The sequence below is a fragment of the Thermomonas sp. genome (assembly GCF_046293095.1).
Lineage (GTDB): Bacteria > Pseudomonadota > Gammaproteobacteria > Xanthomonadales > Xanthomonadaceae > Thermomonas.
This window is the reverse complement of the sequence record NZ_JBKBPN010000002.1, coordinates 413213-432023: the sequence shown is the minus strand read 5'-3', so window position 1 is coordinate 432023 and position 18811 is coordinate 413213. Positions and strand designations below refer to the sequence as shown.

Below are 18811 nucleotides of genomic sequence, written 5' to 3'. Positions count from 1 at the left end.
CACCAGGCCTCAGTCCTGCCCGGCCGGCGCCATGCCGGGCGGGACGTCCAGCACGTCCTGCAGCCGCATGGCCTCGTGTTCCATGTCGACGATATAGCCGGCGATGCGGCCGCGGAAATAGCGGTGGAAGGCCAGCGCGGGAATCGCCACCACCATGCCCGTGGCGGTGCAGACCAGCGCCTTGCCGATGCCGCCCGCCAGCTGATTGGCATCGCCGATGCCGTGGTCGAGGATGCCAAGGAACATCTGGATCATGCCGACCACGGTGCCGAACAGGCCCAGCAGCGGTCCGGCGGCGGCGATGGTACCCAGCGCATTGAGGAAGCGCTCCATGCGGTGGACGAGGTGGCGCCCCACGTCCTCGACGCGCTCGCGGATCACCTCGCGCCCGCGGTGGCGGACGTCGAGCTCGGCGGCCAGCAGCGCACCCAGCGGCGAGGTCGCGCGCAGGGATTCGATATGCGCGGGCTCCAGCGGCTTGCCGCGCGCCACCCAGGCGCGCACCTCGTCCCCCAGCCCTGGCGGCAGCACGCGCTCGCGGCGCAGGCTCCAGAAGCGCTCGACAATGATGGCGAGCGCCGCCACGGTCAGCAGCAGCAGCGGGATCATCGGCCAGCCACCGGCCTTGATCAGTTCCAGCACGGGTCGATCCTCCGGCCCTCATGGCCGCGAAAACTCCGGCGCGTAGCATAGCCCAGCCGTTTCCCCGCGCCTGCGCACCGCGTCCCAGGCCCGCGAATGGAACGCACGCTCCTCGCGCACGCGCAGCCTGCCACGCCCCAACCAGACCCGCACGGCGCCGGAACGGGCGGTATCCAGCACCTCCGCGCCGTTATCGCACCAGCGCCGCACCACCTGCGGGCGCGGATGCCGGAAGCGGTTGTCGGCACCGCTGGCCACCACCGCCAGGCGGGCACCGGTGGCGGCGACGAAGCCGGGGTCCGACGAGCCTGCGCTGCCGTGGTGGGGCACCAGCACGACATCGCTGCGCAACGCTGCGCGATCGATGGCCAGCAGCTTGCGCTCCACGTAATGGCCGATATCGCCCGCCAGCAGGGCACTGCCGTGATCGGTCTCGATGCGCAGCACGCACGCGGCCTCGTTGCCGAGGTACGGGAAATCCCGGCCCGGATGCAGCACGCGGAACCGCACGTCATCCCACGCCCAGCGCTGGCCGGCCTGGCAAAACGCGGAACCTTTTGCCGGGCTGCCCGCGGGCGCCAGCACCACCGGCAGTGGGAATGCGGCCGCCACCGCCTGGCGCCCACCCGCATGGTCGTTGTCGCCGTGGCTGATCATCGCCATGTCCAGGCGCGTCACGCCCAATGCGTGCAAGGCCGGCACCACGGCGCGCTCCCCGGCGTCGAACCCGTCCGGCAGCGCCGGCCCCATGTCGTACAACAGTGCGTGGTGGGCGGTGCGCACGAGGACGGACAGGCCCTGCCCGACATCGATGACGGTCAGCTCGACTTCGCCCAATGCCGGCCGCTCGCGCGGTGGAAACAGCAGCGGCAGCCACAGCAGCAAGGCCAAACCCCGGCCCGGCAGTCCGCGCGGCAACAACAGCCAGAACGCTGCCAGCAGGGCCAGCGGCAGGGCGTACCAGCGCGCCGCAGGCAGCCAGGCCATCGCCAGCGGGCTGTCCGCGATGCGGGCCAGCAGCGGCCACAGCGCGTCAAAGCACCATGCCGCCATGCGCCACAACGGATCGCCCGCACCCGCCTGCAGCGTGTCCGCCAGCACGCCGAGCAGGCCCAGCGGCACCACCACCAGGCTCCACCACGGCACTGCCGCCAGATTCGCAAGCGGACCGGCGAACGAGGCCTGCCCGAACAGCACCACGGTGAGCGGCAGCAGCCCCAGGCTGGCGACGGCCTGCGCTGCAAGGAAACCCCGCAGCATCGCCCCTACGCCCCGCTCCTCCCCACCAGGCAGGCACCACAGCAGCCACGCCACGCCAACGAAGCTGAGCCAGAACCCTGCCCCCAGCACCGCCAGCGGGTCCAGCAGGAGCAGCACCCCGCAGCCCAGCGCCAGCGCATCGGCCAACCGCAGCCGCCGACGCAGGCAGCGGGCCGCCACCAGCACGGCGATCATCACCGCGGTGCGCAGGGTCGGCACCGCCATGCCGGTCAGGAGTGCATAGCCGAACGCCCCCAGCACCGCCCCGGCACCGGCAGCGAACGGCCGCGGCCAACGCCGCCCCAGTGCAGGCCACAGCCACCACAGCGCCGCCAGCGGCAACGCACAGAAGCCGGCCACCAGCCCGACATGGAACCCCGAGATCGCCACCAGATGGGTCAGCCCGGCCGCCCGCAACCGCGCCCAGTCCAGGGCATCCAAGCCACGCGTATCGCCCAGCGCCAGCGCGCGCACGTAGCGCGAGGACGGCCCGGGCACCGCAACGCCGATGCGTGCACTCATCGCTTCCCGCCACGCGTCAAGACCGGACGGGGATGCCAACCGGCGAGCCAGGATTGGCGCCGCGATGAATCCTGTGCCCGCGGTGCGTGCGGCCAGCGCGAATTTCTCCGCATCTCCACCGCCCGGGTTGCGCAAACCACGCGGCGCACGCAGCCGCACCGGGAACGACCACCGGCTGCCGGCCTGCAGGCGCTCGCGTGGCCGCGGGTCGTCGTCGTACCAGGCCAGCTGTACGGTGCGTCCGCGTAACGCCTCCGGCTGCCCCGGCGCATCGTCGATGCGGAAGCGGAAGCGGGTCCGGCGCGGCTCATGCAGAGGTAATTCCACGATCTGCCCCTGCAGCTGCAGCAGGCGTCCCTGCAGTGCTGGCGGCAGCTGCTGCGCCAGCGCCACGGTGGCATGCGCACCCGCGAACGCGACCCCGAGCAGCAGCATGCCTGCCGGACGCCATGCCGGCAGCAGCAGGACCGCCAGCCCTGCCAGCGCCAGCAACACCAGCAGGCCAGCAGGCGGCAGCGCGGGCAGCAGCAGGCAGCAGGTGACGCCGGCCAGCAATGCTGCCGCGCAAGCGGGACCGAATAGCGGAAAGACAACGCCTGCGGGTCGGCGAGATGCGCCCCAGACGGGCCACCAGCAGCGAAATGCGGGAACGGCGAAGGCCATGCCCGCAGCCTCGGGCAGTGCCAGCGCGATGTGCATCGGCGCTCCGCCCGCGGGCGGCTCAGGCTTTGCCGCGTGCGGCGGGCCTGCAGCATCCCGGCGCGCGCATCGACAGCCTGCCGGCGGGCGGGCTGCTTCCGGCGAACGCACAACAGCTGTGATTCCCCCCGCGCCGCTGCACCGCTGCCGGACGGCCTCGTTTACCTTCGGCGCAACGGCCGGGCGATGGGCTCAGACGTCGGCAGCCGCCAGCGCATGCAGCCGGCCTTCGCGCAGCTCCAGCACGCGGTCCAGGCGCCGGGCCAGGCGACGATCATGGGTCACCAGCACCAGGCTGGTGCCCTGCGCGCGGTTGAGTTCCAGCATCTGCGCGAACACATGGCCGGCGGTCTTTTCGTCCAGGTTGCCGGTGGGCTCGTCGCCCAGCACGCAGGCCGGATTGTTGACCAGCGCGCGGGCGACGGCGGCGCGCTGGCGTTCACCGCCCGACAGTTCGCCCGGCTTGTGCGCCAGCCGATGCCCCAGCCCCACCGACTCCAGCAGCGCCTGCGCGCGCCGCTGCGCCTGGCCGGTGGACTCGCCGGCCAGCAGCACCGGCATCATCACGTTCTCCAGCGCGGTGAATTCCGGCAGCAGGTGGTGGAACTGGTAGACGAAGCCCAGCGCGCGGTTGCGCAGGCGGCCACGGGCGGCGTCGGACAACGCGCTCATCTTCTGGCCGGCGACGTACACCTCGCCCGCGCTCGGCACGTCCAGCCCGCCCAGCAGGTGCAGCAGGGTGCTCTTGCCGGCACCGGAGGCGCCAAGGATGGCCACGGTCTCGCCCGCCTGCACGGCGATATCCAGGCCATCGAACACCGGCGTGTGCAGCTTACCTTCGGCGTAGGTCTTGCCCAGGCCTTCGGCGCGGATCACGTCCCGCATCGGCTCATTCATAGCGAAGCGCCTCCGCCGGGGCCGTGCGCGATGCGCGCCAGGCGGGATACAGGGTGGCCAGGAAGGCCATCAACAGCGCCGCACAGACGATCGCAACCACATCGCCCGCCTGCATGTCGGTGGGCAGGCCAGTGATGTAGTAGACATCCTCGGGCAGCAGCTGCACGCCGAACACGCGCTCGATGGCCTGCAGCAGGTTGTTGAGGTTGAGGGTCAGCGCGACGCCGCCGATCACCCCGGCCACGGTGCCGATGAGGCCGATCAGGCCACCCTGCACCATGAACGTGCGCATCACCTGCCCGGGGGTCAGGCCCAGCGTGCGCAGGATGGCGATGTCGGCCTGCTTGTCGGTGACCAGCATCACCTGCGAGGACACCAGGTTGAACGCGCCCATTGCCACGATCAGCGACAGCAGGATGGCCATCACCGTCTTCTCCATCTTCAGCGCGCGGAACAGGTTGGCGTTGTCCTGGGTCCAGTCGCTGACCCGGTACGGGCCCTTGAGCTTCAGCGCCAAATCGCGCCCCACGTCGAAGGCGCGGTCCATGTCGTGCAGCTTCAGGCGCACGCCGGTGACGCCGTCGCCCATCCGCAGCACGCGCTGCAGATCGGCCAGGTTGACCACCGCCAAGCCCTTGTCGAACTCGTTGTAACCGACCTCGAAGATACCGCTGACCTTGAAGCGCTTCATGGTCTGGATGCCGCCCACCGGCGTGCTGCGGAACTCGGCCAGGGTGACAATGACGTCATCGCCCACGCCCACGCCCAGCCACAACGCCAGCTCCTTGCCCAGCACAATGCGGAAGCTGCCTGGCACCAGGTCGGCCAGCTTGCCCTGCACCATCCTGCCGGGCAGCACCGATACCCGGCCTTCCAGCGCCGGATCCACGCCGCGCAGCATCGCCGGCTGGTTGCTGGCACCGGATACCAGCGCCTCTTTCTCGATGTAGGGCGCGGCGCCCGCGACGCGCGGGTCGGCGGTGGCCACCTGGACCGCATGCCGCCAGTCCTGCAGCGGCTCGCCGTAGCCACTGACCGTGGCGTGCGCGGCCATGCCCAGCATGCGGTCGCGGATCTCCTTCTGGAAGCCGCTCATCACCGCCAGCGTGGTGATCAGCGCGGTAACGCCCAGCGCGATGCCGAGGATCGAGGCCAGCGAGATGAACGAGATGAAACCGTTGCGGCGTTTGGCGCGCAGGTAGCGCAGGCCGATAGCGACGGGGAGGGGTTTGAACATCGCAAGCCCTTTCGAGTGAGCGCCTATCCTGCCATCGAAGCCCCCTGGCCGGCAGTGGCGCCCCGCTGCAGGGCCAGCCACAGTTCACGCCGCGCCGGGGCAGGCAAGGTGTCGGGCCAGAACACCAGGCGCTCCGGGCGCCTGTCGGGTCCCCGCCAGTGCAGGAACAGCAGCGGCCCGCGCCGGTGCAGCCGGAACTGCCGCATGGGCACGCCATCGCACTGCGGCAGCCCACTCCCCGCGGGCACAGACAGCCGGCACGTCGCCCGGCGCCGATAGCGGCTGGCCTGGCGGGCACCCGCCAGCAGGGCGATACAGGCCAGAGACCAGGCCAGGGGCAGCGGCAGATCCGACGCCAATACCGACAGCGGGGCCAGCGTCGACAGCACCATCAGCGCGGCCAGGCCCAGCCTGGATGGCCGCCAGTCACACTGGAAGCTGGCGGATGCGCTGGACGAGCGATGCGATTTCGACATCGGGCGACACCTCATGGCCGAGGAACCAGCGCCAGAGTTTGTCGTCCTCGGTGTCCAGCAGCCGCAGGAACACCTCGCGTTCGTGGGTCGGACTTTGCCGCCACTGGCGTTCCAGCCAGCGCTCCAGCAACTGGTCCAGCTCGCGCATGCCGCGCCGGCAGCGCCAGCGCAGCTTCCTCAGTTCCGCTTCCTCGTCCATGGCGAAGATCCGTGGGTGGGGTCGCGCTGATTATCGCGCGGGGCGGGCCCGATCAGGCACGCGCCTCGGCGCGCTTGATGCGCTGGTGCACGACCAGCGCCACCACCGTGCTGATGGCACCCGACAGCAGATAGGCGCCGAGGAACGCCAGCCCGAATTTCGCGCATACCCACAGCGCCACCAGCGGCGCGAAAGCCGCGCCGATCAACCAGGCGAAGTCGGTGGTCAGCGCCGCGCCGGTGTAGCGGTAGCGCGAACCGAAATTGCGGGTCACCGCGCCGGAGGATTGGCCGTAGGACAGCCCCAGCAGCAGGAACCCGATCAGGATGAAAGCGTCCTGCGCCAGCTCGCCACCGCCCAGCAACGTCGGCGCAAAGCCGCTGAACATCGCGATGGCCAGCGCCAGCCCGCCCAGCGTGGGCACGCGCCCCACGCGGTCGGCAATCACGCCCGAGGCCAGCACGCCGCCGATGGCGATGAAACCGCCCAGCACCTGCACCCACAGCAAGCCGACGATCGGCTGCTTGTCGAACAGCAGCACCCAGGACAGCGGGAAGATGGTCACGATGTGGAACAGCGCGTAACTGGCCAGCGGCGCGAACGCCCCGATCAGCACATGACGGCCCTTGACCCTGAACAGCTCGCGCAGCGGCACCGGCTCCAGCTCGCGCTGGCCCATTTCCTGCTCATACTCGCGGGCCACCACCAGCCGCAGCCGGGCGAACAGTGCCACCACGTTGATGGCGAACGCGGCATAGAACGGGTAGCGCCAGCCCCAGTCGTAGAAATCCCGCTCGGACAGGTTGGCCATCAGGTAAGCAAACAGCGCAGCGGCGACGATGAACCCCACCGGCGCACCCAGCTGCCCCAGCATGGCGTACCAGCCGCGACGATGCTTGGGAGCATTGATGGCCAGGAGCGACGGCAGACCGTCCCACGAGCCGCCCATCGCCATGCCCTGGAGCATGCGCAGCAACGCCAGCAGCACGATGGCCGCGCCGCCCAGTGTCGCGTAGCCCGGCAGGAAGGCGATGCCGGCGGTCGCCGTGCCCAACAGGAACAACGCAACGGTCAGCTTGGCTTCGCGGCTCCAGCGCCGCTGCAGCTGCATGGAAAGTGCTGTCCCCAGCGGCCGCATCACGAAGGCCAGCGCGAAGATGGCGAAGGAGTACAGGGCACCGGTCAGCGCGTCCGCAAACGGAAAGAACACGCGCGGGAACACCAGCGCGGAGGCAATGCCGTAGACGAAGAAATCGAAGTTCTCGGATGCGCGGCCGATCACCACGCCCACCGCGATTTCGCCCGGAGCGACGTGCGGGTCGCTCTTGGCGTTGTGGTCGTGGGTGGAAGCCATGGCCTGGGGATGGACGGACATCGTGGGCAGATCCAGAGGCAGGGGGAAAGATGCGGCCAAAGGCCGCCCTGTAGCAGCTTAGGCCAACCCGACCAGCGGCGCGATAGGACAAAACGTCCAATCGCACCCGCCATGATCCGGGGCTACAGTGGCGCCCAGACTCCCCCAAGTCCCTTCCCCACCATGCCCAAGCTTCCACGCGCAACGTGGCTGCTGCCCGCGCTTTTGGCTCTTACCGGATGCGCGCGCACCGTAGTCCTGAATCCGTCCGGCGATGTCGCCCGCCAGCAAGGCGACCTGATCCTGGTTGCCACGGCGTTGATGCTGATCGTCATCGTGCCGGTCATCGGGCTGACGCTGTTCTTTGCCTGGCGCTACCGCGCCTCCAACCGCTCAGCGCCCTACACCCCGGACTGGGACCACTCCACCCAGCTGGAGCTGGTGATCTGGGGCGGCCCGCTGCTGATCATCCTCGCCCTGGGTGCCATCACCTGGATCACCACCCACACCCTGGACCCCTATCGCCCGCTCGACCGCATCGCCCCCGGCAAGCCGGTTCCGGCCGACGTCAAGCCACTGGAGGTGCAGGTGGTGTCACTGGACTGGAAGTGGCTGTTCATCTATCCCGAACAGGGCGTGGCCGCGGTCAACGAACTGGCGCTGCCGGTGGACCGCCCGGTGCGCTTCCTGCTCACGTCCTCGACCGTGATGAACGCGTTCTACATCCCGGAGCTGGCCGGGATGATCTACACCATGCCCTCCATGCAGACCCAGCTGAACGCGGTTGCCAACCAGCCCGGTGAGTTCGTCGGCTTTTCTTCCAATTACAGCGGCGCCGGTTTCTCGTGGATGCGCTTTGCCGTGCATGCCACCGACGAAGCCGGGTTCCAGGCCTGGGTGAGCAAGGCACGTGCTGCCGGCGAACGCCTGGACCGCGCGCGCTATCTGGCGCTGGAGAAGCCCAGCGAGCGCGAGCCTGCGCGCCTGTTCGCCGGAGTGGACCCGGGCCTGTACGACGCCGTCCTCAACCGCTGCGTGGATCCGGGCCGGATGTGCATGCACGAGATGATGGCCATTGACGCGACCGGCGGCCGTAGCGCCTCTGGCAGCGGCCTGGCCATGCTCCGCAACCGCAGCCGCGGCGACCTGCGCGGCCGCCCCTACGTGCCGGGCGAGGTCTGCACCGCCGACGCCGCCACCCCGGCCTGGACGCTGGCGCTGCGCGCCCCCTGATTCCGACTTCCGAACGCCATGATGACCTCCCCCACCCTCTCCCCCGGCGCCGCCGACGTCTCGCCCTGGCTGGGCAAGCTGAGCCTGGCGGCGATCCCGTATCACGAGCCCATCCTCATCGCGACCTTCATCGGTGCCGCGCTGGCGGGCCTGACCGTGCTTGGCCTGGTTACCCGGTACCGCCTGTGGGGCGTGTTCTGGCGCGAGTGGGCCACCAGCATCGACCACAAGAAGATCGGCATCATGTACATGGTGCTGGGCCTGGTGATGCTGCTGCGCGGCTTTGCCGACGCGCTGATGATGCGCGCCCAGCAGGCGATCGCCTTTGGCGACAACTTTGGCTATCTGCCGCCGCACCACTACGACCAGATCTTCACCGCCCACGGCGTGATCATGATCTTCTTCGTGGCCATGCCGTTCATCACCGGGCTGATGAACTACGTGGTGCCGCTGCAGATCGGTGCCCGCGACGTGGCGTTCCCGTTCCTCAACAACTTCAGCTTCTGGATGACCACCGCCGGCGCCGGGCTGGTGATGATCTCGCTGTTCGTCGGCGAGTTCGCCAAAACGGGCTGGCTGGCGATGGCGCCGCTGTCGGGGATCGACTACAGCCCTGACGTCGGGGTGGACTATTACATCTGGGCCCTGCAGATCGCAGGCGTCGGCACGACCCTGTCCGGCATCAACCTGGTAGTGACCATCCTGAAGATGCGTGCGCCGGGCATGGGCCTGATGAAGATGCCGGTGTTCACCTGGACGGCGCTGTGCTCCAACATCCTGATCGTGGTCACCTTCCCGGTGCTGACCGCGGTGCTGGCGATGCTGACCATGGACCGCTACCTGGGCACCAACTTCTTCACCAACGACCTCGGCGGCAACCCGATGTTGTACGTGAACCTGATCTGGATCTGGGGCCATCCGGAGGTCTACATCCTGATCCTGCCGCTGTTTGGCGTGTTCTCGGAGGTGGTGTCCACCTTCACCGGCAAGCGCCTGTTCGGCTACAGCTCGATGGTCTACGCCACGGTGTGCATCACCATCCTGTCGTACCTGGTGTGGCTGCACCACTTCTTCACCATGGGTTCGGGCGCCAGCGTGAACTCGTTCTTCGGGATCACCACCATGATCATCTCGATCCCAACTGGGGCGAAGATGTTCAACTGGCTGTTCACCATGTACCGCGGCCGCATCCGCTTCGAGGTGCCGATGCTGTGGACGATCGGCTTCATGGTGACTTTCACCGTGGGCGGTATGACCGGCGTGCTGCTGGCAGTGCCCCCGGCCGACTTCGTGCTGCACAACTCGCTGTTCCTGATCGCCCACTTCCATAACGTGATCATTGGCGGCGTGGTGTTCGGGGCATTCGCCGGCATGACGTACTGGTTCCCCAAGGCGTTCGGTTACCGGCTTGATCCGTTCTGGGGCAAGGTGTCGTTCTGGTTCTGGTTCTTCGGCTACTGGTTTGCCTTTACCCCGCTGTACGTGCTGGGGCTGATGGGCGTCACCCGCCGCATGAGCCATTTCGACGATCCCAGCCTGCAGCCGTGGTTTGTGATCGCTGCCTTCGGCGCCGCGCTGATCGCCATCGGCATCGCCGCCTTCCTGGTCAATCTGGTGGTCAGCTACCGCAAGCGCGAGCAGCTGCGCGACCTCACCGGCGATCCCTGGAATGGCCGCACCCTGGAGTGGTCCACCTCCTCGCCGCCGCCGGCATACAACTTTGCCTTCACCCCGGTGGTGCGCGACAACGACGCCTGGGCCGACATGAAGCAGCATGGCTTCACGCGTCCTGAGTCTGGCTTCCTGCCGATCCACATGCCCAGGAACACTGCGGCCGGTGTGGTGTTGGCCGGCCTCAGCCTGGTGCTTGGGTTTGCCCTGGTCTGGCATATCTGGTGGCTTGCGGTCACCGCCTTCGTGGCACTGGTGATCTCGGCCATCGTGCACACCTTCAACTATGACCGCGACTTCCACATCCCGGCCGAAGACGTGGCCGCGACTGAAGCCGCGCGCACCCAGCAACTGGCCCACACCCATGTCTGACGCGATGTCCCTGCCTGCCACCGGCCGTCCGGCCGACCCCACCGCGGCCTTCCTCGACCTGGAGGGCCACCACCATCCGGAGAACGGCTCTCTGCTGGGCTTCTGGATCTACCTGATGAGCGACCTGCTCATCTTCGCCTGCCTGTTTGCCACCTTCGGGGTGCTGGGCCGCAGCTATGCGGCCGGCCCGTCCGGCGCCGAGCTGTTCGACCTGAAGCTGGTGGCGGTCAACACCACCCTGCTCCTATTCTCCTCGCTGACGTACGGGCTGGCGATGATCGCCATGCAGGCTGGCAGCAAGCGTGGCGTGCTGGGCTGGCTGGCGATCACCGGCCTGCTGGGCGCGGCCTTCGTCAGCCTCGAGATCTATGAGTTCGTGCATCTGATCCACGAAGGCGCAGGCCCACAGCGCAGCGCGTTTTTGACCTCGTTTTTCGCTCTGGTTGGCACCCACGGACTGCATGTCAGCTTCGGTATCGTCTGGCTGCTCACGCTGATGCTGCAGGTCGGCCGGTTCGGCCTGACCGCGGCCAACCAGCGCCGGTTGCTGTGCCTGTCGATGTTCTGGCACTTTCTCGATCTGGTCTGGATCGGCGTGTTCACCTTCGTTTACCTGATGGGCGTGCTGCAATGAGCCAACACCCGCACTCTTCCGACTCCAACGGCCACGGCGCACACCATGGCCACGAGGCCACGCCGGGGATCCACTTCAGCCTGCGCGGCTACCTGACCGGGTTTTTCCTCTCGGTCGTGCTCACCGCCATCCCGTTCTGGCTGGTGATGGGCAAGGTGTTGCCCAGCGCCACCGTCACCGGCGTGGCGCTGATCGCCTTCGCGGTCGTACAGATCCTGGTTCACATGGTGTATTTCCTGCACCTGGATGCGCGCTCCGAGGGCGGCTGGAACCTGATCTCGATCCTCTTCACCCTGATCCTGCTGGTGATCGTACTGGCCGGCACGCTGTGGGTCATGCACCACATGAACACCAACATGATGCCGATGACCCCGCACGACGCGCGGATGGTGGACTGACGCCGGGAGTGCCCGGATGCCCGCGCCCCGCCGCCTGTCTCGCCTGTTGCTGCTGGCGCTGCTGGTGTGCGGCGTGGCGGGCTTCTCGGCACTGGGCGTGTGGCAACTTAAGCGGCTGCATTGGAAACGGGCGCTGATCGCCCGGGTGGAGGGCTACCTGCATGCTCCACCCATCCCGGCTCCACCGCCCGCCTTGTGGCCGACGCTGGACAGCGAACGCGAGGAATACCGGCGCGTTGTCGTGCATGGCCAGTATGTGCAGGGTGCAGAGACCCGCACCCAGGCCGTCACCGAACTCGGCGCAGGGTATTGGGTGCTCAGCCCGCTGCGGACAGCGCAAGGCTGGATGGTGCTGATCAACCGCGGCTTCGTCCCTGCGGATGCACAGGCCGCGCCACCGCCTGCCGGGCCGGTGACGGTGCCGGGCTTGCTGCGCCGTAGCGAGCCCGGTGGCGGTTTCCTGCGTACCAACCAGCCGGCACAGGAACGCTGGTACTCTCGCGATGTCGCGGCGATCGCCCGTGCACGCCGACTGCAGAACGTGGCGCCCTATTTCATCGACGCTGCGGCCAATCCCGCTGCGACCGGCTGGCCGCGCCCTGGCATGACGGTGGTGCGCTTCCGCAACCAGCATCTGCAATACGCGTTGACCTGGTTTGCACTGGCGCTGCTATCGGCATGGGGCCTGTGGCGGGTGCTGTCCGACGGGCGCCGGATGCGGCACCATGGGCCCGATGCCGACTTCCCCCCGCCCCCCGACCGGCATGCCTGACGACGGCCTTGACACCGGCTTCGGCTGGCAGCGCACCGCCCGCGGCAGGAACATGCAGCAGCTGGTGCTGCTGCGCTGGATCGCGGTGGCGGGCCAGCTGCTGGCCATCGTGGTGGTACACGCGGGCATGGGCATCCGCCTGCCGCTGCTGCCGATGCTGCTGGTGCTGGCCGGGCTGTGCGTGTTCAATCTGCTGGCCCCGGCTTATTGGCGTCGGCGCGGCCGCATCACCGATCGCCACCTCTTGCTGGCGCTGCTGCTGGACATGGCCGCCCTCACCGCCCTGCTCCACCTGTCCGGCGGCATTACCAACCCCTTCGTGTTCCTCTATGTCCTGCAGGTGGTGCTGGCCGCGGTGCTGCTGCGGCCGCGCTCGCGCTGGCTGGTGGTGGCACTGACCACCGGCTGCGTGGTGGCGCTGGCCGTATTCCCCGGGCCGGTTCGGCTGCCGGCCAACCCCGCTGCCGGGCTGGCTGACCGCTATGTGCAGGGCCTGCTGCTGTGCTTCGTGCTGGTGGCTATGCTGCTGGTGGTGTTCATCGGCCGCATTGGCGAGATCCTGCGCGCCCGCGATGCCCGCCTCGCGGCGCTGCGCCAGCGCGCCGCCGAGGAGGAACACATCGTGCGGATGGGCCTGCTGGCTTCCGGCGCGGCCCATGAGCTGGGTACGCCGCTGTCCACGCTGGCGGTGATCCTGGGCGACTGGCAGCACTTGCCGCATTTCACCTCCGACCCGGAACTGTTGCAGGACGTGGCCGAGATGCAGGCGCAGGTGTTGCGCTGCAAGGCGATCGTCGGCGGCATCCTGCAATCGGCTGGCGAACCGCGCGGTGAAGCGCCGCACCCGACCGACCTGCACGCCTTCATCGAGTCGCTGGCCGGGCATTGGCGCCAGCGCACCCAGGCCCCGTTGGCGCTGCACAACCAGATCATGCCGGGCATCGGCATCGTGGCCGATGACGGCATCCGGCAGATGCTGTTCAACGTATTGGACAATGCACAGGAGGCCTCGCCGGGCCAGGTGACGCTGGATGCGCGCCTGGAAGCCGACCAGCTGGTGATGGCCGTGGAGGACGCCGGCCCTGGCTTCAGCCCGGGCATGCTGGAACGGCTGGGCACCCCCTACCGCTCCAGCAAAGGTGCGCCCGGGCGTGGGCTCGGGCTTTTTCTCTCCGTTAATGTGGCGCGTACGCTGGGCGGTACCATTGCGGCCCGCAACCGGCCAGGCGGCGGCGCGGTGGTCACCGTACGAATCCCGCTGCAAGCCCTGGCCCCCTACAACCCCGAGGCTTCTTCAGACCCGCCATGATGGGCAACGCCCGCCGCCTGCTGCTGATCGAAGACGACGCCGCGTTCGCACGGACGCTGGCGCGTTCATTCGAACGCCGTGGCTATACGGTACATGTGCTGCCCGGGCTGGAAGCGCTGCAGGCGGCGCTGGACGCCGGCGAGTCCGCCACCCATGCGGTGGTGGACCTGAAACTGGCCGGCGGCGCGTCCGGACTGGCCTGCGTCAAGGCCCTGCACGCGCATGACCCGGACATGCTGATCGTGGTGCTGACCGGCTACGCCAGCATCGCCACCGCGGTGGAGGCGATCAAGCTGGGCGCCTGTCACTACCTCGCCAAGCCGTCGAACACCGACGATATCGAGGCCGCATTCACCCGCGCCGAAGGGGATACCGGCGTCGAACTCGGCGGACGTCCTTCCTCCATCAAGACGCTGGAGTGGGAGCACATCCACGAGACCCTGGCCGCGGCGGACTTCAACATCTCCGAGGCCGCCCGCCAGCTGGGCATGCACCGCCGCACGCTGGCGCGCAAGCTGGAAAAGCGGCGGGTCAAGTAACCCCCGGAAACGCGAAGACCGTCGCCCCGAGGGGCGACGGTCTGGCGATGGCGTTCCAGCTTGCGTGGATCAGGCCTTGCGGGCCAGCATCAGCTTCTTGATCTCGGCGATCGCCTTGGCCGGGTTCAGCCCCTTCGGGCAGGTCCGCGCGCAGTTCATGATGGTGTGGCAGCGATACAGCTTGAACGGGTCTTCCAGCTCGTCCAGACGCTCGCCGGTGTCCTCGTCGCGGCTGTCCACGATCCAGCGGTAGGCCTGCAGCAGGATCGCCGGGCCCAGATAGCGTTCGCCGTTCCACCAGTAGCTGGGGCAGGACGTGCTGCAGCAGGCGCACAGGATGCACTCGTACAGACCATCCAGCTTGGCGCGATCTTCCTTGCTCTGCAGGCGCTCACGGTCCGGCGGCGGCGGCGTCTGCGCGCGGAGCCACGGCCGGATGCTGGCGTGCTGGGCGTAGAAATGGGTCAGATCCGGCACCAGGTCTTTCACCACCGGCATGTGCGGCAGCGGATAGATGGCGATCTCGTTGCCCTTGACGTCCTCGACCGCGCAGATGCAGGCCAGCGTGTTGGTACCGCCGATGTTCATCGCGCACGAGCCGCAGATCCCCTCGCGGCAGGAGCGGCGGAAGGTCAGCGTGGGGTCGATCTCGTTTTTGATCTTGATCAGCGCGTCCAGCACCATGGGCCCGCACTGCGCCATGTCCACCTCGTAGGTGTCGGTGCGCGGGTTCATGCCGTCGTCGGGGTTCCAGCGGTAGACCTTGAAGGTCCGCGGCTGCTTGGCCCCCTTCGCCGGGAAGTGCTTGCCCTTCTGGATCTTGGAGTTCTTCGGGAGGGTGAATTCGGCCATGGTCAGATCTCCCGGATCAGTAGACGCGCTTCTTCGGCGGCACGACGTCGACTTCGCCGGTCAGCGTGTACATGTGCACCGGGCGGTAATCGATGCGGGTGTTGCCCGCCTCGTCGGCCCAGCAGATGGTGTGCTTGTGCCAGTTCTCGTCGTCACGCTCCGGGAAGTCCTCGCGGGCGTGGGCGCCGCGCGACTCCTTGCGGTTCTCGGCGGAGACGATCGTGGTGAGCGCCTGGCCCAGCAGGTTCTGCAGTTCCAGCGTCTCGATCAGGTCGGAGTTCCACACCAGCGAGCGGTCGGAAACCCGCACGTCAGCGAAGCTGGCATGGATGTCGCGGATCGCCTTGACGCCCTCGGCCAGGGTCTCCCCGGTGCGGAACACGGCCGCATCGCGCTGCATGGCGCGCTGCATGTTCAGGCGGATCTGCGCGGTCGGCGTGTCACCGTGGGCGTTGCGCAGCTTGTCCAGATTGGCCAGGGCCTTGTCGCAGGCGTCGCTTGCGAGCGGCTTGTGCGGCGCGCCGGGCTTGATGGTCTCGGCGCAGCGGTTGGCCACCGCACGGCCGAACACCACCAGATCCAGCAGCGAATTGGAGCCTAGGCGGTTGGCGCCATGCACCGACACGCAGGCCGCCTCGCCGATGGCGTACAGGCCCGGCACCACCGCATCGGGGTCGCCGTTCTTCAGCTGCACCACTTCGCCGTGGTAGTTGGTGGGGATGCCGCCCATGTTGTAGTGCACGGTCGGGATCACCGGGATCGGCTGCTTCGAGACGTCCACGCCCGCGAAGATCCGCGCGCTCTCGGCGATGCCGGGCAGCTTCTCGTGGATGTCCTTCGGGTCGAGATGGGTGAGGTCCAGGAAGATATGATCCTTGTGCTCGCCCACGCCGCGGCCTTCGCGGATCTCGATGGTCATCGAGCGCGACACCACATCGCGCGACGCCAGGTCCTTGGCGTTGGGCGCGTAGCGCTCCATGAAGCGCTCACCGTTGCTGTTGCGCAGGATGCCGCCTTCGCCGCGCACGCCCTCGGTGATCAGGCAGCCCGCGCCGTAGATGCCGGTGGGGTGGAACTGCACGAACTCCATGTCCTGCAGGCCCAACCCGGCGCGCAGCGCCATGCCGCCGCCGTCGCCGGTGCAGGTATGTGCCGACGTGGCCGAGAAATAGGCGCGGCCGTAGCCGCCGGTGGCCAGCACCACGCCCTGGGCGCGGAACAGGTGCAGGGTGCCCTCCGCCATGTCGAGCGCGAGCACGCCACGGCAGGCGCCTTCCTCGTCCATGATCAGATCAAGGGCGAAGTACTCGATGAAAAATTGCGCCTGGTGCGCCAGCGCCTGCTGATAGAGGGTGTGCAGGATGGCGTGGCCGGTGCGGTCGGCGGCAGCACAGGTGCGCTGGGCGGTGCCCTTGCCGTAGTGGGTGGTCATGCCGCCGAACGGGCGCTGGTAGATCTTGCCGTCTTCGGTGCGGCTGAACGGCACGCCCTGGTGCTCCAGCTCGATGATCGCCGGGATGGCCTCGCGGCACATGTACTCGATGGCGTCCTGGTCACCCAGCCAATCGGAGCCCTTGATGGTGTCGTAGAAGTGGAAGCGCCAGTCGTCCTCGCCCATGTTGCCCAGCGCGGCGGAGATGCCGCCCTGCGCCGCCACGGTGTGGCTGCGGGTGGGGAAGACCTTGCTGATGCAGGCGGTCTGCAGGCCCTTCTGGGCCAGGCCGAAGGTGGCGCGCAGGCCGGCGCCGCCGGCGCCGACCACGATCATGTCGAAGGTGTGTTCCTGGATCTTGTAGGCAGACATCGGAGATCAGCTCCCGAGCGCGATGCGCAGCACCGCGAGCACGCCGGCGATGGCCGCCAGGGCGCAGACGAAAAGAATGGCCAGCTGCGCCAGCGTGGCCGACAGCGGCGTGTGGACATAGTCCTCCACGATCACCTGCAGGCCCAGACGCGCGTGCCAGAACATGCCGAGCAGGAAAGCCACCAGCACCGTGGCATTGACGGGATCCGCCACCAGGCCGTGCACCACGGCGTAGTCGCCGCTGCGCAGGGTCAGCAGCATGCCCAGCAGCCACAGGCCGGACAGGCCGGTCGCAATGGCGGTAACGCGCTGCCAGATGAAGTGGTGGGTGCCGTCCTTCGCGGAACCCAGGCCGCGCGCACGCTTCAGCGGCGTGCGCAGATCATTCGCGTTGCCGTTCATGCCTGCCCCCAGTGCGACAGCACGATACCCCAGCCGACGGCTGTGAGGACGATGCTGCCGATGATCGAAATCCAGCTGCTGCGAACGAAATCCGGCACCGAGAAGCCCAGCCCGCCGTCCTGCAGCAGATGACGGACGCCGTTGATCAGGTGGTAGGCCAGCGCCCAGCTGAAGCCCAACAGCAACACCTTGCCCAGCGGGCCCTCTAGGCAGTCCGCAAACGCGGCCCAGCGCTGCGGGCCACCGGCCAGCGCCAGCAGGCCGTAGACGAACGCCAGCGCACCGACCGCAAGGATCGTGCCGGTGATGCGGTGGAGGATGGACGATGCCATCTGGACCTGCCAGCGATAGACCTGCAGGTGCGGCGACAGCGGGCGTTCGCGGACGCGTGGTTCGGAAGCAGCCATGATCGGTGCGTTCTCCGGGAGGGGCGGTCAAGACCGCGTGGCGAAAGATCAGAAGTCGATGCAGCGACCGTTTTTTTCCCAGTCCCCGTAACGCGTGGGGTCCGGGCCGTCGCGACCGCCGATTTCTGTACGCACGGACGGCGCGCATGGATCCGGCGACGGCGCCCCGGCCGGCGCGGGCGCGGTGGGCGCGGGCTCCGGCGTGACGGGGGTTTGGCCTATGATCGATGCATTCACGACCCCGCAAGTTTACGTCCGCAAGCCGATGCACGACAAGCCGCAAGCCGCACCAGCCCAAGAATTCGCCCTGCCCGGCCACGCCGCCCTCGCCCTGTCCGGACGGGATGCGGTGGGCTTCGCGCAGGCGCAATTCATGAACGACGTCACGGTACTGGCGGACGGCCAGTGGCAATGGAACGGTTGGCTGACGCCGAAAGGCCGCGTCATCGCGCTGTTTGCGCTGCTCCGGCTGGACGCGGAGACGCTGTGGCTGGTGCTGCTGCCCGAGGCTGATGCCGCGGGATTGGCTGCGCGGCTGCAACGCTTCGTGTTCCGCAGCAAGGTGACGCTGGCCCCGCTGGCCATGCCGGTGGCGGGCTGCTTTGCCGCGCTGCCCGCGGCCGCGGGGGCGCGGATGGGCCAGCTGGACGAGGGCCGCCTTGCGCTGGACGTCGGCGGCGATGGCGGCCCGCGCACGCTCCTGCTGGGTGGCGCCCCGGCACCAGCCGATCCCCGGGCGGAGGCAGCTTGGCTCCGTGCCGATCTGGCCCACGGCCTGCCGTGGCTGCCGGCCGCGCAGACCGAGCAGTGGACGCCACAGCAGCTCTCGCTGGATCGGCTGGCCGCCTTCAGCGTGAAGAAAGGCTGCTACCCCGGGCAGGAAATCGTGGCGCGCACCCATTTCCTGGGCCAGGCCAAGCGCGGGTTGGTCCTGCTGGAAGGCGACGTGCCGCTGGCCGCCGGTGCAGAGCTGCGTCGCAACGATCAGCCGCTTGGCAGCGTGGTCAGCAGCGCGGGGACGCTGTCGCTGGCGGTGCTGCCGCTGGGCCACGGCGACGGCATCCAGGGTCCGGGCGGCGTGCCGCTGCGCGAACAGTCGCTGCTGGCCGGCCTGGCACGCTGAGGGACGGCG

The 18811-nt window shown here is 68.5% G+C and carries 20 protein-coding genes; 8 read left to right on the top strand and 12 right to left on the bottom strand.

Going from position 1 to position 18811, the window contains the following annotated elements; genetic code table 11:
• Positions 1–9: 9 nt before the first annotated feature.
• The 7 genes from ACK4SG_RS05450 to ACK4SG_RS05420 form a co-directional block, all read right to left on the bottom strand.
• On the bottom strand, positions 10–642 hold the full coding sequence (locus ACK4SG_RS05450; RefSeq protein ID WP_409600480.1) for a MotA/TolQ/ExbB proton channel family protein: 633 nt from the start codon (positions 640–642) through the stop codon (positions 10–12).
• A gap of 18 nt (positions 643–660) precedes the next feature.
• Positions 661–2979 (bottom strand): DNA internalization-related competence protein ComEC/Rec2, encoded by a 2319-nt coding sequence (locus ACK4SG_RS05445; RefSeq protein ID WP_409600478.1) that lies wholly within the window; start codon positions 2977–2979, stop codon positions 661–663.
• 336 nt (positions 2980–3315) lie between these two features.
• Positions 3316–4020 carry a lipoprotein-releasing ABC transporter ATP-binding protein LolD gene (lolD, locus tag ACK4SG_RS05440; protein WP_409600476.1) on the bottom strand — a complete coding sequence of 235 codons (705 nt, stop codon included), beginning with the start codon at positions 4018–4020 and terminating at the stop codon, positions 3316–3318.
• Positions 4013–5257: a lipoprotein-releasing ABC transporter permease subunit gene (locus tag ACK4SG_RS05435; protein ID WP_409600474.1), complete on the bottom strand. Its 1245-nt coding sequence runs from the start codon at positions 5255–5257 to the stop codon at positions 4013–4015. The genes lolD and ACK4SG_RS05435 overlap by 8 nt, the downstream gene beginning before the upstream one ends.
• Before the next feature lie 23 nt (positions 5258–5280).
• Positions 5281–5733: a hypothetical protein gene (locus tag ACK4SG_RS05430; protein ID WP_409600472.1), complete on the bottom strand. Its 453-nt coding sequence runs from the start codon at positions 5731–5733 to the stop codon at positions 5281–5283.
• On the bottom strand, positions 5684–5932 hold the full coding sequence (locus ACK4SG_RS05425; RefSeq protein ID WP_409600470.1) for a succinate dehydrogenase assembly factor 2: 249 nt from the start codon (positions 5930–5932) through the stop codon (positions 5684–5686). Before ACK4SG_RS05425 ends, ACK4SG_RS05430 begins: the two co-directional genes overlap by 50 nt.
• 52 nt (positions 5933–5984) lie before the next feature.
• The gene (locus ACK4SG_RS05420) at positions 5985–7307 is read right to left on the bottom strand and encodes an MFS transporter (RefSeq protein ID WP_409600468.1); all 1323 of its coding nucleotides are present in this window, start codon (positions 7305–7307) and stop codon (positions 5985–5987) included.
• Positions 7308–7469: 162 nt separating this feature from the next.
• Here ACK4SG_RS05420 and cyoA point away from each other — a divergent pair, with 162 nt between their 5' ends.
• The 7 genes from cyoA to ACK4SG_RS05385 are packed head-to-tail and all read left to right on the top strand — an operon-like array spanning position 7470 to position 14214.
• Complete coding sequence (cyoA, locus tag ACK4SG_RS05415; protein WP_409600466.1) at positions 7470–8519, top strand: ubiquinol oxidase subunit II; 1050 nt, start codon at positions 7470–7472, stop codon at positions 8517–8519.
• A 21-nt stretch (positions 8520–8540) separates the two neighbouring features.
• Complete coding sequence (gene cyoB / locus ACK4SG_RS05410) at positions 8541–10562, top strand: cytochrome o ubiquinol oxidase subunit I (RefSeq protein ID WP_409600464.1); 2022 nt, start codon at positions 8541–8543, stop codon at positions 10560–10562.
• 4 nt (positions 10563–10566) lie between these two features.
• Positions 10567–11196 carry a cytochrome o ubiquinol oxidase subunit III gene (cyoC, locus tag ACK4SG_RS05405; protein WP_409600463.1) on the top strand — a complete coding sequence of 210 codons (630 nt, stop codon included), beginning with the start codon at positions 10567–10569 and terminating at the stop codon, positions 11194–11196.
• On the top strand, positions 11193–11594 hold the full coding sequence (gene cyoD / locus ACK4SG_RS05400) for a cytochrome o ubiquinol oxidase subunit IV (RefSeq protein WP_409600461.1): 402 nt from the start codon (positions 11193–11195) through the stop codon (positions 11592–11594). The genes cyoC and cyoD overlap by 4 nt, the downstream gene beginning before the upstream one ends.
• A gap of 16 nt (positions 11595–11610) precedes the next feature.
• On the top strand, positions 11611–12366 hold the full coding sequence (locus ACK4SG_RS05395) for an SURF1 family protein (protein ID WP_409600459.1): 756 nt from the start codon (positions 11611–11613) through the stop codon (positions 12364–12366).
• Entirely contained in the window at positions 12329–13675 is a 1347-nt protein-coding gene (locus ACK4SG_RS05390) for an ATP-binding protein (protein WP_409600457.1), read from the top strand. Before ACK4SG_RS05395 ends, ACK4SG_RS05390 begins: the two co-directional genes overlap by 38 nt.
• Entirely contained in the window at positions 13672–14214 is a 543-nt protein-coding gene (locus ACK4SG_RS05385) for a response regulator transcription factor (protein ID WP_409600455.1), read from the top strand. Before ACK4SG_RS05390 ends, ACK4SG_RS05385 begins: the two co-directional genes overlap by 4 nt.
• A gap of 69 nt (positions 14215–14283) precedes the next feature.
• Here ACK4SG_RS05385 and ACK4SG_RS05380 read toward each other — a convergent pair whose 3' ends face one another.
• The 5 genes from ACK4SG_RS05380 to ACK4SG_RS05360 are packed head-to-tail and all read right to left on the bottom strand — an operon-like array spanning position 14284 to position 17814.
• Positions 14284–15066, bottom strand: coding sequence for a succinate dehydrogenase iron-sulfur subunit (locus ACK4SG_RS05380; RefSeq protein WP_409600453.1), 783 nt, complete (start codon positions 15064–15066; stop codon positions 14284–14286).
• Between the two features lie 16 nt (positions 15067–15082).
• On the bottom strand, positions 15083–16870 hold the full coding sequence (sdhA, locus tag ACK4SG_RS05375) for a succinate dehydrogenase flavoprotein subunit (protein ID WP_409600451.1): 1788 nt from the start codon (positions 16868–16870) through the stop codon (positions 15083–15085).
• Between the two features lie 6 nt (positions 16871–16876).
• Positions 16877–17272, bottom strand: coding sequence for a succinate dehydrogenase, hydrophobic membrane anchor protein (gene sdhD / locus ACK4SG_RS05370; RefSeq protein ID WP_409600449.1), 396 nt, complete (start codon positions 17270–17272; stop codon positions 16877–16879).
• Positions 17269–17679, bottom strand: coding sequence for a succinate dehydrogenase, cytochrome b556 subunit (sdhC, locus tag ACK4SG_RS05365; RefSeq protein WP_409600447.1), 411 nt, complete (start codon positions 17677–17679; stop codon positions 17269–17271). The genes sdhD and sdhC overlap by 4 nt, the downstream gene beginning before the upstream one ends.
• A 48-nt stretch (positions 17680–17727) precedes the next feature.
• Positions 17728–17814, bottom strand: a complete 87-nt coding sequence (locus tag ACK4SG_RS05360) for a DUF1674 domain-containing protein (RefSeq protein WP_409600729.1) — start codon at positions 17812–17814, stop codon at positions 17728–17730.
• Positions 17815–17944: 130 nt separating this feature from the next.
• On the opposite strand from ACK4SG_RS05360, the gene ACK4SG_RS05355 reads away from it, so the two are divergent.
• Positions 17945–18802 (top strand): YgfZ/GcvT domain-containing protein, encoded by an 858-nt coding sequence (locus tag ACK4SG_RS05355; RefSeq protein ID WP_409600727.1) that lies wholly within the window; start codon positions 17945–17947, stop codon positions 18800–18802.
• Positions 18803–18811: the final 9 nt, after the last annotated feature.